This window comes from Variovorax sp. GW821-FHT10D07, assembly GCF_059415325.1.
Genome location: NZ_JBWKMZ010000016.1, coordinates 84,491 through 100,603, shown reverse-complemented (window position 1 = coordinate 100,603; position 16,113 = coordinate 84,491). Strand labels below are relative to the sequence as shown.

The window sequence follows — 16,113 nt, the reverse complement described above, 5'->3', positions numbered from 1 at the left end:
GGAGCCCTTCGTATCAGCCCGGCAGCAGCCGCTTGAGGTAATGCCCCGTATGGCTAGCCTCGTTCCCCGCCAGGTCCTCGGGCGTGCCCGCGCCCACCACCGTGCCGCCGCCGGCGCCGCCCTCGGGGCCCATGTCGATCAGCCAGTCGGCGGTCTTGATGACGTCGAGGTTGTGCTCGATCACGACGATGGTGTTGCCCGCGTCGCGCAACTGGTGCAGCACCTTGAGCAGCAGCTCGATGTCGGCGAAGTGCAGGCCGGTGGTCGGCTCGTCGAGGATGTAGAGCGTGCGGCCGGTGTCGCGCTTGCTGAGTTCGAGCGCTAGCTTCACGCGCTGCGCCTCGCCGCCCGACAGCGTGGTGGCCGACTGGCCGAGCTTGATGTAGCTGAGGCCCACGTCGAGCAGGGTGCGCAGCTTGCGCTCGATGGTCGGCACGGCCTTCAGGAACTCATGCGCGACCTCGACCGTCATGTCGAGGATCTGCGCGATGTTGCGGCCCTTGTACTGGACCTCGAGCGTCTCGCGGTTGTAGCGCTGGCCGTGGCAGACCTCGCAGGGCACGTAGACGTCGGGCAGGAAGTGCATCTCGACCTTCACCACGCCGTCGCCCTGGCAGGCCTCGCAGCGCCCGCCCGCCACGTTGAAGCTGAAGCGGCCGGGCCCGTAGCCGCGCTCGCGCGCGGTGTTGGTCTCGGCCATCAGCTCGCGGATCGGCGTGAACAGGCCGGTGTAGGTGGCCGGGTTGCTGCGCGGCGTGCGGCCGATCGGGCTCTGGTCGACGTTGATGACCTTGTCGAAGTACTCGATGCCTTCGACCGCCTCGTGCGGCGCGGGCTCCTCGTGGGCGCGGTAGAGCGTGCGCGCGACGGCGCTGTAGAGCGTGTCGTTGACCAGCGTGGACTTGCCCGAGCCCGAGACGCCGGTGACGCAGGTCAGCAGGCCGACCGGAAAGGCCACGCTCACGTTCTTGAGGTTGTTGCCGCTGGCGCCGACCACGCGGATCTCCTGCAGCGCGGTCTGCGAGGCGAGGTGCGCGGCCTCGCGCGCGGCGCGGCGCTCGGCCGCGGGGCTCTGCGGAAAGCGCGAGGCCTTGCGCGGCTCGGCGGGCACCTCCTTCTTCACCACCGGCAGCCAGGGCGTGCGGCGCTTCGGCACCTCGATCTTCTTCGCGCCCGACAGGTACTGGCCGGTCAGCGACTCGGGGTTGGCCGCCACCTGCGCGAAGCTGCCCTGCGCCATCACGCGGCCGCCGTGCACGCCGGCGCCCGGGCCCATGTCGATCACGTGGTCGGCGGCGTGGATCATGTCCTCGTCGTGCTCGACCACGATCACGCTGTTGCCGATGTCGCGCAGATGCTTGAGGGTGCCGATCAGGCGATCGTTGTCGCGCTGGTGCAGGCCGATGCTGGGCTCGTCGAGCACGTACATCACGCCGGTCAGGCCCGAGCCGATCTGCGAGGCGAGGCGGATGCGCTGCGCTTCGCCGCCCGACAGCGTCTCGGCGCTGCGGTCCAGGCTCAGGTAGTTGAGGCCCACGTCGTTGAGGAACTTGAGGCGCAGGCCGATCTCGCGCACCACCTTGTCGGCGATCTCGGCCTTGGCGCCGCGCAGCTGCAGGCGCTGGAACCACGAGAGGCTGTCGCGCAAGGTCAGGCGGCTCAGTTCGAAGATCGCCATGCGCGGCGGTTGTGTGGCCCCCACGCTCGGCACTGGCGTGTCCTCGCTGCCCCCCGAGGGGGCGCTCGCCGCCTTGGGGCGGCCCGGCGCCGGCTCGGCATCGGCCGGGCGTGCCGACTCGTCGACCAGGAACACGTTGCGCGCCTCGCGCCGCAGCCGCGAGCCGCCGCATTCGGGGCAGGGCTGGAAGCTGCGGTAGCGCGCGAGGTCCTCGCGCACCATCACCGAGTCGGTCTCGCGGTAGCGCCGCGCCATGTTCGGGATGATCCCCTCGAAGGGATGCTTCTTCGTGAGCTTCTTGCCCGCGAAGTTGCCCGACTCCATGGTGTAGTTGAACTTGATCTCCTCGCCCGCCGAGCCGTGCAGCAGCACCTGCTGCACCGAGGCCGGCAGCGATTCGAAGGGCGCGTCGACGTCGAACTTGTAGTGCTTCGCGACGCTCTCGATCATGCTGAAGTAGTAGCCGTTGCGGCGGTCCCAGCCCTTGATCGCGCCGCTGGCCAGCGACAGCGAGGGGAAGGCCACCACGCGCGCCGCGTCGAACACCTCGCTGTGGCCCAGGCCGTCGCAGCTCGGGCAGGCGCCCACGGGCGAGTTGAACGAGAACAGCCGCGGCTCGAGCTCGGCCAGCGAGTAGTGGCAGATCGGGCAGGAGAACTTGGCGTTGAACAGGTGCTCGCGGTCGGGCTGGCCCTCGCCGCCGAGCTCGAGCACCAGCGCGCGGCCCTCGGCCAGGCGCAGCGCGGCCTCGAAGCTCTCGGCCAGGCGCTGCTGCATGTCGGGGCGCGCGCGCAGCCGGTCGATCACCACGTCGATGTCGTGCTTCTCGGTCTTCTTGAGCTTGGGCAGGTCGTTGTATTCGTAGGTCTGGCCGTCGACGCGGAAGCGGATGTAGCCCGCGGCCTGCATCTCGGCGAACAGCTCGACGAACTCGCCCTTCTTCTCGCGCGCCACCGGCGCGAGGATCATCAATCGCGGCTCCTCGCCCAGGCCCAGGGTCGCATCGACCATCTGCGAGACGGTCTGCGCCTGCAGCGGCAGGTGGTGATCGGGGCAGAAGGGCGTGCCCGCGCGCGCGTAGAGCAGGCGCAGGTAGTCGTGGATCTCGGTCACCGTGCCCACGGTGGAGCGCGGGTTGTGGCTGGTGGCCTTCTGCTCGATGCTGATCGCGGGCGACAGGCCCTCGATCACGTCGACGTCGGGCTTGTCCATCAGCTGCAGGAACTGCCGCGCATAGGCCGACAGGCTCTCGACGTAGCGCCGCTGGCCCTCGGCATAGAGCGTGTCGAAGGCCAGGCTCGACTTGCCCGAGCCCGACAGGCCGGTGATCACCACCAGCTTGTTGCGCGGGATGTCGAGGTCGACGTTCTTGAGGTTGTGGGTGCGCGCGCCGCGGATGCTGATGCGCTGCTGGGCCAGCACGGCGCCCAGGTACGCTTCGCGTTGGGCGTCGCGCTCGCTTTCGCTTTCGCGTTCAGCTTCTGCTTGCGCAGTGTCTTCGGTGGCTTTTGAATTCAAGGGGCGATCGTCCGAGGGCAACCGGACATGATAGACCGCCCGGGATGTCATGGCGAGCGGGGCGGTTCTTCGCGGGCGACGGGCTCCTGCGGCTGCGCCGCGAGCCGCCCGGTGGCCACGCCCACCATGTGCTCGGCCAGCGTCTCGTAGAGCGGCCGGCTGATCATGCGCGAAACCAGGCTCGCGAGCATGGCCGAGGCCATCAGGCTCAGCACCATGGCATGGCCGTCGACCATCTCCATCACGATGATGAAGGCCGTCAGCGGCGCCTGCGTGACCGCGGCCAGGAAGCCGGCCATGCCGAGCGCGATCAGCGCCGGCCCGAATTCGGGGCTCGCGAGCCGCGCGATGGCGTCGCCGATGCCGGCGCCGATCGACAGCGAGGGCGCGAAGATGCCGCCGGGCGCGCCGCTCCAGGCCGTGAGCCAGGTGGCGATGAACTTCAGCAGCGTGTAGAGCGGCGAGAGCGGGGCCTCGCCATGCAGCATCCGCTTGACGGCCTCCGAGCCCGCGCCGTAGGTGACGCCGCCCGTGGCCAGCCCGATGACGGCCACGGCCAGCCCGCAGGCGGCCGCGAAGCGCACCGGATAGCGCCGGCGCCAGTGGTTCAGGCGCTGCGGTGCGCCGGTCAGCGAGGCGATCAGCAGGCGCGCGAACAGCCCGCCCGCCACGCCGCTGAGCAGCGCCACCGCCAGGCCCGGGCCGAGCAGGCTCCAGTCGAGGTGCGGCACGCGGATCACGCCGAAATAGCTGAGGTTGCCGAAGGCCGACACCGCCACCAGGCCCGCGAGCACGATGCCGGTGATGATCACGCCGCTGGCGCGCGCCTCGAGCCGGCCCGACAGCTCCTCGATGGCGAACACCACGCCCGCGAGCGGCGCGTTGAACGCGGCCGCGATGCCCGCCGCGCCGCCGGCCACCAGCAGCGCGCGCATGTCGATCGTGCTGCCGGGCGACAGCCAGCGCCTGGCGTGCTGCATCACGCCGGCCGCCACCTGCACCGACGGCCCTTCGCGCCCCACCGACAGGCCGGCCGCAAAGCCCGCGGCGCCGAGCCCGATCTTGGCCAGCGTCAGCCGCAGCGAGGCGAACAGGCCGCGCCGCTCGGAGGGCAGATCGGGATCGAGCGCGGCCTTGATCTGCGGGATGCCCGAGCCCGCCGCGCCCGGGAACCAGCGCCGCGTGGCCCAGACGATGGCGGCCGTGAGCGCCGGCGTCCACAGCAGCACGGCCCAGGGATGGCGCCGGAACAGGCCCTCGAACAGCGCGAAGGCCCATTCGGCCGCGTGCGTGAAGCCCACCACGAACAGGCCCGCGAGCACCGCGTAGCCGAGCACGATGGCGCGGTCGATCCACAGGCGCCAGCCCGAAAACTCGGCGCGCAGGTTCTGCAGGAAGTCGGGCTCGTGATTCATCGGTCCAGCCGGCCATTCTGCCGCGCGGTAGGCGCGCGCCGTGCCAGCGGAGGCCGCGTCGTCCGGCCCATCGGGCACAATGCGTGTCCTTCTTTTTCCTTCAAACCTCCTCTTACTCATTCATCAGGGGCAGCGCACATGGCATCGGTCAACAAAGTCATCCTCGTCGGCAACCTCGGCCGCGATCCCGAAACCCGTACCTTCCCGAGCGGCGACCAGGTCTGCAACGCGACCCTCGCGACCACCGACAAGTGGAAGGACAAGCAAAGCGGCGAGATGCGCGAAGCCACCGAGTGGCACCGTCTCGTGTTCAACGGCCGCCTGGCCGAAATCGCCGCGCAGTACCTGCGCAAGGGCTCGCAGATCTACGTCGAAGGCCAGATCCGCACGCGCAAGTACACCGACAAGGACGGCGTCGAGAAGTACGCCACCGACATTCGCGTCGACCAGATGCAGATGCTCGGCAGCCGCCAGGGCCAGGGCGCCCCGGCGGGCGGCGGCTACGACGACGGCGGTTATTCGCAAGGCAATGGCGGCGGTGGTGGTGGCGGTTACGCCCCGGCACCGGCACGTGCTCCGGCCGCCGCGCCGCGCGCACCGGCGCCCGCACCGCGCCAGGCACCGGCCAAGTCGTCGTCGGGCTTCGACGACATGGACGACGACATTCCGTTCTGATCGGACAGCGCGGCGAGGGCTTGCCTCTCGCCGCCTCCGCCAGCCGGCCAAGGGCCGATCGCCATGCGCGATCGGCCCTTTTTCTTTGCGCCGTCCAACCTGGGAAAAGCGCGAGGCCGAAAAAGGAAGGGATTTCTATAGTGGAAATACTTTCCAATTCTGCTTATGATCGTCCGCAGCCGAGCCCCCTGGCCCTGCGCTTTCAGCCCTGGAGACGATCCGTGCCACTGCCCCGCCCGTTGTCCGTGTCCGATCTGCGGCGCGTGCCGAACGCGCCGTCCTGAGCGTTCGCCCGCGCCCCCCGCGCGTCTTTCGCGCGCCCGCTTCCGCCGTGCACCCGGTCCTTCCTTCGCTCGCCGAGGGAGGGTGGCCTGCTGCACCCGATCGAGGCAGGGCGGCGCTTTCCCGCTTTCCCGTCTGAGGCCGGCATTCCTTGGTGCTTCGTCGGCTGCTTCCCCGGCCATCGGAAGCAGCCGAGCCATCCCGGCAGGGCGCGTCCGCGCGGCCCCGGCCACGACTACAAGTAGGAGACTTCGTGAAACCAGCTCATTCCCTGACCCTCGGCCTCGTGTCGAGCGCGGCGCTCGCCCTGGTCCTGACCGCCTGTGGCGGCGGCAGCGGCGGCGGTGCCGGCTTCGTGCCGGTCGCGGTGGCGCCGCCACCACCGCCCGCGGCGCCCGAAGAACCGGTGGACGACCGACCCACCGATCCCGTGGCCGAGGCGCCCGACACCAGCTTCGACACCTACTACAACGTCTGCCGCGGCACCGACCCCAAGTGTTACAACGACTGGGGCGCCTTCGCCACCACGCCCGACCGCGTGCTGATCTACTCGCGCACCGCCGGGCCGCGCCACGCCAACCTCGGCACGCCGATGGGCACGGGCCTCAACCCGGTCATGAACCCCGACAACGTGATGCAGGCCGGCCTGGTGCGCATGCTCAAGGACGCGGGCATCACGGCCGACTGGACCGAGGACGTGGCGGTGCTCGGCAGCCGCATCAACAACTACAAGGCCGTGATCTTCGCGAGCTCGAACCGCGACACGCTGTGGAACGGCTCGGTCGCGACCAGCAACGATGCCGCGCGCACGGCGCTGCGCAACTACATGCGCCGCGGCGGCGGCTTCGTCGGGCTGCACAACGCCTTCGGCGCCGAATACAACTGGCCCTACTACGAAGGCCTGCTGGGCAACGCCAACTTCTACAACCACGGGCCCAACCGCTCGGGCGACGTCGAGATCATTGCCGACGACCCCTCCACCGTGGACCTGCCCAAGCGTTTCACCTTCCAGGACGAGTGGTACAACCTCGCGCCCTTCCCGACCAACGTGAAGTTCCTCGCCAAGGTCGACACCTCCACGCTCAAGCCGCTGACCTCGCCGCCGCATCCGGGCCATGCGGACTTCCATCCCGTGGCCTGGTGCCAGTACTACGACGGCGGCCGCGCCTGGCTCAGCACGCTGGGCCACAACGACCACTCGTTCAGCGCCAGCTCGACTGGTCCCGGCGCGGACCAGTTCCAGAAGCTGGTGGTGCAGGGCGTGAAGTCGGCCATGGGCCTGACGCCCTTCTGCACCTGACCTGACCCCACCGGCCTCGCGGCCCGCACGGCGCCCCGGCGCCGTGCGCGCGGTGCTGCGCGCCGCCTTCCTCTTCCCATCGCGGACAACCCTTCCTTCGGAGCGGAGATCTTCACCATGCGACTCACATCACTGGCAGCGACGCTGCTCGCCTGCGGCGCGATCGGCGCGCCCCTGCTGCTGGCCGGCTGCGGCGGCGGCGACTCGGGCGGCGGCGCCTTTCCCTGGTTCTCGGCGCCCCCGCCGGCACCCAACCCGCCGGCCCCGCCGCCGGCACCGCCCGCGGCCGGCCCCTCGGCCGCCGAACTGGCCGACTGCTGCACCGCGGGCGACCGCGACTTCCCCAAGGTGGGCGGCAACCTCGGCAACCAGAACTACTCGAGCCTCGCGAAGATCGACAAGGCGCGCGTCGGCCAGCTCGGCGGTGCCTGGCTCAACCGCATCGAGGGCGGCACCAGCACCGGCAACAGCCAGAGCACCACGGTGGTGGTCGACGGCGTGATCTACATCGAGTCGGCGCTCGGCAACCTGATCGCGGTCGACGGCAAGACCGGCGTCACCAAATGGAAATGGACCACGCCCTATGGCGCGATCACGCGCCGCGGCGCGGCGGTCGCGAAGGACCTGGGCCTGGTCTACACCGTGGCCACGGGCAACCGGCTGGTGGCGCTCGACACGAAGACCGGCAAGCCGGTCTGGATCAAGCAGTACCCGAGCAGCAGCACCGACGCCGACTACCAGGGCGCGGTGCAGAAGGTGGCGCTGGTCTATCACGACAAGCGCCTCTACGTGGGCACCAACGACGGGAACCGCGGCGCCGCCTTCTCGGCCGACGCGGCCACGGGCAAGGTGCTCTCCACCTTCTGGGGCGTGCCGCGCGTGGGCGAGCGCGGCTACGACACCTGGGGCGGCGCGCCCGAGTCGGACCGCACCGGCGCCACGCCGTGGATCCACCCCGCGGTCGATCCCGAGCTGGGGCTCGTCTACTGGACCTTCGGCAACGTGCGCGGCGGCTCCTCGCAGAACGGCTCCACGCGGCCGGGCCTGAACCTGTTCGCCAACTCGATCGTCGCGCTCGACCTCAAGACCGGCGAGTACAAGTGGCACTTCCAGTCGGTGCACCACGACATCTGGGACATGGACAACGTGATGTCACCCGTGCTGGCCAACGTGAGGATCGCGGGCCAGGAGCGCAAGATCGTGATCTACGGCAGCAAGACCGGCATGTACTACATCCTCGACCGCAAGGACGGCAGCGCGCCGCTGGGCATCGACGAGATGCCGGTCAAGCAGGACGCCCGCCAGGCGAGCTGGCCGACCCAGCCCTTCCCGCGCCAGGGCGCCTGGACCGAGACCTGCATCGTCGACCAGCCGCTGGGCACCGCGATCCCGGGCGACCCGAACCGCGCCGTGCCCAACTACCTCAAGGGCTGCCTCTACGACGCGCACTGGGACGTGCCGCTGCTGTCGATCCCGGGCCATGGCGGCGGCGCCAACTGGAACCACCAGTCCTTCAGCCCGCGCACCGGTCTGGTCTACACCGGCATGGGCTACGTCTCGGCCGCGCACTCGCTGACCGAGTCGAGCAACGGCCTGCGCCCGCCGGGCACCTACATGACGGGCGCGGTGGTGGCGGTCGACCCCGGCACCAACCTGGTCAAGTGGAAGAAGCCCATGCCCTATTCGCTGGCGCATGGCAACGGCATCCTGAGCACGGCCGCCGACCTGCTGTTCATCGGCCAGCCCGACGGCAACCTGCTCGCGCTCGACGCGGGCGACGGCAGCGAGCTGTGGCGCTTCCAGACCGGCGCGGCCATCGCCGCGAGCCCGGTGGCCTACGAGGTCGATGGCGAGCAGTACATCGCGGTCTATGCGGGCGGCACCAGCATTCCCTATGGCGACTCGGCGCCGCGCGGCGACTACCTCTGGGCCTTCAAGGTCGGCGGCACGGTGGCGCCGGCGGCCACGCCGAAGCCGCCCGAGGTGCGCCGGCCGGTGTCGGGCCAGGCGGTGGAAGGCGCGGCGCTGCCCACGCCCAACACCGTGTTCCTCGCGCGCGTGCAGACCGCGGCCAACGCGCCCGGCACCAGCGAGAGCACCGCGGTCAATGCGATGACGCCGACCTGGATGCGCGTGCCCGCGAACACCACCGTGACCTTCACCAACCCCGCCGGCAATGCCAACCAGCACTGCGCCACGCAGTTCTTCGAGGGCCGCTTCGACTTCAAGCTCGCACCGGGCCAGTCGGCGCAGCACCGCTTCGACACGCCCGGCGAGTACTTCTACAACGACTGCCACAGCGCGCGACCGACCGGCAAGATCGTCGTGTATTGAGCTGCAGGCGTTCCTCTTCCCCCAACCTAGAAAGGAGCAAAGCGATGACCTGGAGCAAGCCCGCGTTCGTGGATCTGCGGTTCGGTTTCGAGATCACGATGTACATCGCCGCGCGCTGAGCGCGGCGCAACGAACGAAGGCCCCGGTGCGAACCGGGGCCTTTTTCGTTGGTGCAGGAAGGGAGCCGACGAGCCGGCGCGGTTCAGCGCAGCCGCTCGCGCAGCGGATCGCCGATCAGCGTGGCGCGGCGCGCGCCGCCCTTCGTGCGCGACCACAGGCGCTCGTTGCCGAGGCCGTCGTCGGCCACGAACAGCACCGCGTCGCCGAGCGCGACGAAGCCCAGCGGCATCGCATGGCGCGGTCCGGGCGCGACATCGGCCGCGAGCCGCGTGCCGGCCGCGCTGCCATCGGTGGACCAGGGCTCCACGCCGTGCACGCCGTCGTTCGCCGAGAACCACAGCCGGCCGCCGGCCTGCGCGAAGCGCGCGGGCGAGCCGCTGCCGGGTCCCGGCCCCAGGTCCTTCACGCGTCGGGTGCCGGCCGCGCTGCCATCGCTGGTCCAGAGTTCGGCGCCCGTCTCGCCATCGGTGGCGGCGAAGTAGAGCCGGCCGCCGAAGGCCGCGAGCGGGCCGGGCACCGAGCTCGCGGTGCCGGGCCGCAGGTCCTTCACCAGCCGCGTGCCGGCCTCGGTGCCGTCGCTGCGCCAGAGCTCGATGCCATGCGTGCCGTCCTCGGCCGCGAAGTAGAGCGTGCCGCCCACGGCCGTGAGATGCGCGGGCCGCGACGCGCCTTCGCCGGGCCGGATGTCCTTGACCATGCGCGTGCCGGCCTCGCTGCCGTCGCTGGTCCAGAGCTCGATGCCATGCCGGCCGTCGCTCGCGGTGAACCAGAGCCGGTCGCCGATCGCCACGAGGTTCTCGAGGTTGCTGTCCTCCGCGCCGGGGCGGATGTCCTTCACCAGCCGCGTGCTCTGGGGCGTGCCCTCGCTGACCCAGAGCTCGTGGCCGTGCGCGCGGCTGGTGGCGGTGAAGAACAGCCGCGGGCCGGCCGGGGTGAGCTGGCGCACCACTGCGCCCGGCCCCGCGTCGACCGAGGACACGCGTTGCGTGCTGCGCCCATCGCCACCGGTCTTCCAGAGCTGGAAACCGTGGCGGCCGTCGTTGGCGACGAAATACAGCGCATCGCGCCAGGCCGTCAGCTCGGCCGGCATCGCGTCTGCCTCACCGGGATTCAGGTCGGTCACGCGCTGCGTGCCGCGCGCCGTGCCGTCGCTGCGCCACAGCTCGAGGCCGTGCGCGCCGTCGGTGGCGGTGAAGTAGACATGCGCGCCGAAGCGCGTCTGCCAGCTCGGGAAGGCGCCGCGAAAGCCGGGGCGGATGTCCTTCAGCAGCACGGTGCCGGCAGTGGTGCCGTCGCTGCTCCAGAGCTCCTGCCCGGTGGCGACGTGGAAGGCCGAGAACAGCACGCGCGGGCCCAGCCGCACCAGGCCGGTCGGCCCGACGAAGGCGCGCGGCTGGAGCTGCTCGGGCAGCACGTCGCGCGCCGGATCCTGTGCCGACGCCGCCAGCGGGGCGAGCAGCGCGAGCGCGGCGCACAACGCGCGCAGCCGGCAGCGCGCAGGAAGAAGGGCGGGCGCGCGCATCAGCCGCCGAACCATTTGGCGGGCACCGTCACCAGCTGCGGGAACAGCACCATGAGGAACATGATCGCGAACTCCGCCACCATGAAGGGCAGCACGCCGCGCGTGACCTCGTCCATGCGCATGCGGCCCACGCCCGCCACCACGTTGAGCACCACGCCCACCGGCGGCGTGATCAGCCCGATCGAGTTGTTGATGATGAACATCACGCCGAAGTAGACCGGGTCGATGCCGGCTGCCACCACCACCGGCATCAGCACCGGCGTGAGGATCAGGATGGTCGGCGTCATGTCCATCGCCGTGCCCACCGCCATCACCAGCAGCATGATCGCGATCATCAGCACGATCTTGTTGCCCATGAAGGGCTCGAGCAGCGCGACCACCTTGGCGGGCAGGTCGGCCACCGTGATCAGCCAGGCGCTGACCATCGCGGCGGCGATCAGGAACATCACGACCGCGCTGGTCTTGGCGGCGCTCACGAAGATCTTGTAGAGATCGGGAAAGCGCAGCTCGCGGTAGACCACGGTGGCCACGAAGAGCGCGTAGACGGCGGCCACCACGGCCGCCTCGGTGGGCGTGAACACGCCCATGCGCAGGCCCACCAGGATGATCACCGGCAGCAGCAGCGCCCAGCCGGCCTCGCGCGCGGCCGCGACGATCTGGCGGCCCGACTGGCGCGGCGGCGGCTCGATCTTCTCGTGCCGCACCAGCCAGGCCCAGGTCACCCACAGCGCGCCGCCGATCAGCAGGCCGGGCACGATCGCCGCGAGGAAGAGCTTGGAGATCGAGACGTTGGCCGCCACGCCGAAGATCACCAGCCCGATGCTCGGCGGGATCACCGGGCCGATGACGCCGGTGGCCGCGATCAGCCCGCCCGCGCGGGCGCGGTCGTGGCCGGCCGAGACCATCATCGGCAGCAGCAGCGCGGTCAGCGCCGCCGCGTCGGCCACGGCCGAGCCCGACAGCGCCGACAACAGGCAGCCCGCCATGATCGTCACGTAGCCCAGGCCGCCGCGCACGTGGCCCACCAGCGCGAGCGCCAGCGCGACGATGCGGCGCGACAGGCCGCCCGCGTTCATGATCTCGCCCGCGAGCATGAAGAAGGGCACGGCCAGCAGCGGGAAGCTGTCGGCGCCGCCGATCAGGTTCTGCGCCAGGATCTGGGCGTCGAACAGGTCGAGCTGCCACATCAGCGCCACGCCGCTGGCCAGCAACGCGAAGGCGATCGGCATGCCGAGCGCCATGGCCAGCAGCAGCGATCCGAGGAAGACGGCGATCGTCATGCGCGGCGCTCCCGTTCGGCCTCGAGCACCTGCGCGAGCGCGGCGGCCTCTTCGGATTCCTGGATCGCCACCAACTGGTCGTCGGCCAGCTGGCCCGTGAGCAGGCGCAGCAGCTCGACCAGCAGCAGCGCCGCGGCCAGCACCGAGAACACCAGGCCCGAGGCGTAGACCACGGCCATCGAGGCGCCCGTGACCGGCGCCTCCACGTCCCAGTTGATCCGCGTCTGCGCCAGGCTGCCCTGGAACAGCAGCCACAGGATGTAGAGCATCAGCAGGTGGCTGGCACCCAGGCACAGCTTGCGGCCCAGCGGCGGCAGCTTGCCGACCACCATGTCCACGCCGAGGTGGGCATGCTCGCGCAGCGCCACCAGCGCACCCAGGAAGGTGATCCAGATGAACAGCCAGCGCGAGACCTCCTCGGACACGGTGATGCCCGAGTTGAGGCCGTAGCGCAGCACCACGTTGCCGAACACCAGCACCACCATCACGGCCAGGAAGGTCGCGATCAGCGCCTCCACCACGCGGCAGGCGCGATCGATCCATCGATTCATGTCGTCCTCTTCAATCCAGTCGGTGGGCGTGCGCCGTGCAACGGCGCACGCGCGGGCTCACTGCTTGTCGTCGCGCACGATCTCGACCAGCGCGCGCAGCGCCGCGAGATAGGACTGCGGCCCGAGCCCCTGCACCGTGCCGCGCACGGCCGGCGAGATGATCGAGTGCGCGCGCCAGGCCTCGCGCGCCGCGATGTTCGACATGTGGACCTCGATGGTCGGGAACGGCATGGCCTTGATCGCGTCGTGCAGCGGCACGCCGTGCTGCGTGAGGCCCGCGGGGTTGACCAGCGCGCCCTGTGCCTCGTCGATGTGCTGGTGCAGGAAGTCGACCAGCGCGCCTTCGTGGTTCGACTGGATCGTCGCCACCGTGATGTCGAGTTCGTGCGCGAGCTTGTCGATGCGCGCGTCGATCTCGGCCAGGGTGGTGCGGCCGTAGATGTGCGGCTCGCGGCGGCCGAAGAGGTTGAGGTTGGGGCCGTGCAGGACGAGGAACTTCATGGTGGATGCTCGCGGTTGCCGTGCGCTCACTGCTTGGCGCCGCGGATGCGCGCGAGCTCGTCGTTGTAGAGCTTGACCGTGGCCGGGTCGTACTGGGCGGCGAACTTGTCGATCACCGGCTGCGCGATCTCGCGCATGCGCACCTGCTCCTTCGGCGCCACCTCGTTGAATTGCGCGCCCTTGGCCTGCAGCTCGCCGACGGCCTTCTGCGCCGCGGTGCGGCTGGCCTGGCGCTGGTAGCCGCGCGCCTCGTCGGCGGCCTCGCGCATCCACTTCTGCTCGGTCGGCGAGAGCTGGTCCCAGAACTTCTTGCTCACGAGCACGATGTTGGCCGCGTACACGTGGTTGGTGGCGCTCACGAACTTCTGCACCTCGTAGAACTTGTTCGACAGGATCACCGCGAACGGGTTCTCCTGGCCGTCGACCGCCTTCGACTCGAGCGCGCCGTAGAGCTCGGCGAAGGGCATCGGCACCGGGTTGGCCTTGAAGGCCTTGAAGGTGTCGAGGAACACCGGGTTCGGGATCACGCGGATCTTCAGGCCCTGCAGGTCCTCGGCTTTGGTGATCGGGTGCTTGCTGTTGGTCACGTTGCGAAAGCCCAGGTCCCAGTAGCCGAGCGCCACCAGGCCCTTCTCGGGCAGCTTGGCGATCAGCGCCTGGCCCAGCGGTCCGTCGAGCAGCTGGTCGGCCTGCTCGAAGCTGGCGACCGCGAACGGGAAGTCGACCAGGCCGAACTCCTTGACGATGCCCGCGAGCGAGGTGGTCGCGGGCGCCGACATCTGCTGCACGCCGCCCTGCAGCGCCGACTGCTGCTGCATCTCGTTGCCGAGCTGGTTGGCCGGGTACTCCTGCACCTTCATCTTGCCGCCGCTCTTGGCCGCGAGCAGCTCGGCGAAGCGCTTCACGCCCAGGCTCACCGGATGGTCGGTGTTGTTGAGGTGGCCGAAGCGGATGGTGCGTTCCTGCTGCGCCAGGGCGGGCGCGGCGAGGCCGATGCAGAGGCTGGCGAGGGCGAAGGTGCGAAGAAGTTTCACGGGTGGGCTCCAGGGAAGGACGGAAGGCGGCATGGCCGATGCGATGGAAGGAATTCTGTGATAAATCGGAAAATCTTTCCACTATGGAAATCCCTTCCCTTCATCTGCTAGAGTTCGGCTGTCGCCATCGGTCCGCGACATGAACCGGGAGTACTGACATGAGCGAAATGCTGGGACGCAGCTTCAGGGTGCTGGAATATCTGGCGTCCCATCCCGAGGGCGTGCCCCTGTCCCTGCTGGCGGGCGATCTGCAGATCCCGCTGAGCGCCTCGCACCGCCTGCTGACGGAGCTGATCCGCTACGGCTACGTGCGGCAGGAACAGCGCGACGGCCACTACGTGCTGACCATCAAGCTGGTGTCGATCGGCCTCTCGTTCCTCAGCAACTCGGGCGTGGTCGATGTCGCGCAGCCGCTGCTCGACCAGCTCGCCAAGGCCTCGGGCGAGCTGGTGCGCCTCGCGGTGGTCGACGGCGACGAGCTCACCTTCGTGGCCAAGGCGCAGGGTGCGACCCACGGCCTGCGCTACGACCCGGACATGGGCCTGTCGGTGGCGCTGTCGTGCAGCGCGGCCGGCCATGCCTGGCTCTCGACCCTGCCCGAGGACGACGCGATGGCGCTGGTCGCGAAGAAGGGCCTGGGCAAGCCCGAGGACTTCGGCCCCAAGGCGCCGACCACGCTCAAGGCCGTGATGGTCTACGTGAAGGCGGCGCGCCAGCGCGGCTTCAGCCTGATCAACGAGGTGTTCGCGCCCGGCATGACCGCGATGGCGGCACCGGTCTTCGGCCCGTCCGGCCCGGCGATCGGCGTCATCACCATCGCCGGCCCCGCGGTGCGGCTGACGGCGCAGCGCATGGAGACGCTCGGGCCCACGCTGATGCAGGCGGCGGCCGAGGTGGCGACGGCGAGCGGGGCGTCGGCGCTGTTCAAGAAGCGCGCTTAGTCGGCGTCTTCATCGCCCGCGTTGCGGATGCGCAGCGCCGTGTCGTAGAGCGTGTTGCGCGGCGCGCCCGTGATCTCGGCCGCGAGCTTCACGGCGGTCTTCACCGGCAGCTCGGCCAGCAGCAGGCGCAGCACGCGCTCGCCCTCGGCGCCGTCGTCGGCCGCCACCGCCACCGGGTGCAGCACCAGCGCGAACTCGCCGCGCGTGCGGTCGCGCTCGGCCGCGAACCAGCCGGGCAGGGCACTGGCCGCCAGCGTCGCGATTTCCTCGAACTGCTTGGTGAGCTCGCGGCCCACGGTGACGCGGCGCTCGCCGAGCACGGCCAGCGCGCGCGCCAGCGGCTCGATGCGGTGCGGGGCCTCGAGCAGCACCACGGCGCGCGGCTCGTGCGCGAGCGCCTGCACGGCGCTGTCGCGCTCGCCGGCCTTGCTCGGCAGGAAGCCCGCGAACACGAAGGCGCTGCTCGCGCTGTCGCCGCTGCCGTCGGACACCAGCCCGGCCGCGCCGACCAGCGTGGTGACGCTGCTCGCGCCCGGCAGCGGCAGCGCGCGCAGGCCGGCGGCATGCACCGCGGCCACCAGCCGCGCGCCGGGGTCGCTCACGCCGGGCGTGCCGGCGTCGCTGACATAGGCGATGCGCTCGCCCTGCGCGAGCCGCGCGACCACGGCCTGAGCGGCCTCGGCCTCGTTGTGCTGGTGCAGCGCGAGCAATTGCGCGCCGGGGCGGTCGATGCCGTAGGCGCGCAGCAGGCTCTGCGTGTGGCGCGTGTCCTCGCAGGCGACGGCGTCGACCAGCTGCAGCACGTGCAGCGCGCGCAAGGTGATGTCGGCCAGGTTGCCGATCGGCGTGGCGACCACGTAGAGGGTGCCCTGCGGATAATGCTGCGCACCGGCGGCGTCGCGCGCGGCCCCGAGGGCGGCACCGAAAGAGGCGGGTGCGAGTGAGGCCAAGCGCTTTTCTCC

The 16,113-nt window shown here is 70.5% G+C and carries 13 protein-coding genes; 5 read left to right on the top strand and 8 right to left on the bottom strand.

Going from position 1 to position 16,113, the window contains the following annotated elements; all coding sequences use genetic code 11:
• Positions 1-13: 13 nt before the first annotated feature.
• Both uvrA and AC07PU_RS34880 read right to left on the bottom strand, forming a co-directional pair.
• A complete protein-coding gene (uvrA, locus tag AC07PU_RS34885; protein WP_495322734.1) occupies positions 14-3,247 on the bottom strand; it encodes an excinuclease ABC subunit UvrA in 3,234 nt (1,077 codons plus the stop codon).
• A complete protein-coding gene (locus AC07PU_RS34880; protein ID WP_490877543.1) occupies positions 3,244-4,611 on the bottom strand; it encodes a chloride channel protein in 1,368 nt (455 codons plus the stop codon). Before AC07PU_RS34880 ends, uvrA begins: the two co-directional genes overlap by 4 nt.
• A 138-nt stretch (positions 4,612-4,749) precedes the next feature.
• Between AC07PU_RS34880 and ssb the strand changes: the two genes are divergently transcribed.
• The 4 genes from ssb to pqqA all read left to right on the top strand — a co-directional run bounded on the left by ssb (position 4,750) and on the right by pqqA (position 9,321).
• Entirely contained in the window at positions 4,750-5,286 is a 537-nt protein-coding gene (gene ssb / locus AC07PU_RS34875) for a single-stranded DNA-binding protein (RefSeq protein WP_495322733.1), read from the top strand.
• 535 nt (positions 5,287-5,821) lie between these two features.
• On the top strand, positions 5,822-6,868 hold the full coding sequence (locus AC07PU_RS34870; RefSeq protein WP_256223021.1) for a ThuA domain-containing protein: 1,047 nt from the start codon (positions 5,822-5,824) through the stop codon (positions 6,866-6,868).
• Positions 6,869-6,985: 117 nt separating this feature from the next.
• Complete coding sequence (locus AC07PU_RS34865) at positions 6,986-9,202, top strand: outer membrane protein assembly factor BamB family protein (protein WP_495322732.1); 2,217 nt, start codon at positions 6,986-6,988, stop codon at positions 9,200-9,202.
• A gap of 44 nt (positions 9,203-9,246) precedes the next feature.
• Positions 9,247-9,321: a pyrroloquinoline quinone precursor peptide PqqA gene (pqqA, locus tag AC07PU_RS34860; RefSeq protein ID WP_093354476.1), complete on the top strand. Its 75-nt coding sequence runs from the start codon at positions 9,247-9,249 to the stop codon at positions 9,319-9,321.
• Between the two features lie 83 nt (positions 9,322-9,404).
• Here pqqA and AC07PU_RS34855 read toward each other — a convergent pair whose 3' ends face one another.
• The 5 genes from AC07PU_RS34855 to AC07PU_RS34835 are packed head-to-tail and all read right to left on the bottom strand — an operon-like array spanning position 9,405 to position 14,210.
• Positions 9,405-10,844: an ELWxxDGT repeat protein gene (locus AC07PU_RS34855; RefSeq protein ID WP_495322730.1), complete on the bottom strand. Its 1,440-nt coding sequence runs from the start codon at positions 10,842-10,844 to the stop codon at positions 9,405-9,407.
• Positions 10,844-12,124 carry a TRAP transporter large permease gene (locus tag AC07PU_RS34850; protein ID WP_296778968.1) on the bottom strand — a complete coding sequence of 427 codons (1,281 nt, stop codon included), beginning with the start codon at positions 12,122-12,124 and terminating at the stop codon, positions 10,844-10,846. The genes AC07PU_RS34855 and AC07PU_RS34850 overlap by 1 nt, the downstream gene beginning before the upstream one ends.
• Complete coding sequence (locus tag AC07PU_RS34845) at positions 12,121-12,675, bottom strand: TRAP transporter small permease (protein WP_495322729.1); 555 nt, start codon at positions 12,673-12,675, stop codon at positions 12,121-12,123. Before AC07PU_RS34845 ends, AC07PU_RS34850 begins: the two co-directional genes overlap by 4 nt.
• A gap of 57 nt (positions 12,676-12,732) precedes the next feature.
• Positions 12,733-13,176: a type II 3-dehydroquinate dehydratase gene (locus tag AC07PU_RS34840; protein ID WP_495322728.1), complete on the bottom strand. Its 444-nt coding sequence runs from the start codon at positions 13,174-13,176 to the stop codon at positions 12,733-12,735.
• 26 nt (positions 13,177-13,202) lie between these two features.
• On the bottom strand, positions 13,203-14,210 hold the full coding sequence (locus AC07PU_RS34835) for a TRAP transporter substrate-binding protein (RefSeq protein ID WP_398492338.1): 1,008 nt from the start codon (positions 14,208-14,210) through the stop codon (positions 13,203-13,205).
• A gap of 158 nt (positions 14,211-14,368) precedes the next feature.
• On the opposite strand from AC07PU_RS34835, the gene AC07PU_RS34830 reads away from it, so the two are divergent.
• Positions 14,369-15,151 (top strand): IclR family transcriptional regulator, encoded by a 783-nt coding sequence (locus tag AC07PU_RS34830; RefSeq protein WP_093354375.1) that lies wholly within the window; start codon positions 14,369-14,371, stop codon positions 15,149-15,151.
• On the opposite strand, the gene rsmI is transcribed toward AC07PU_RS34830, so the two are convergent.
• Entirely contained in the window at positions 15,148-16,101 is a 954-nt protein-coding gene (gene rsmI, locus AC07PU_RS34825; protein ID WP_495322727.1) for a 16S rRNA (cytidine(1402)-2'-O)-methyltransferase, read from the bottom strand. The genes AC07PU_RS34830 and rsmI overlap by 4 nt on opposite strands.
• Between the last annotated feature and the right edge of the window lie 12 nt (positions 16,102-16,113).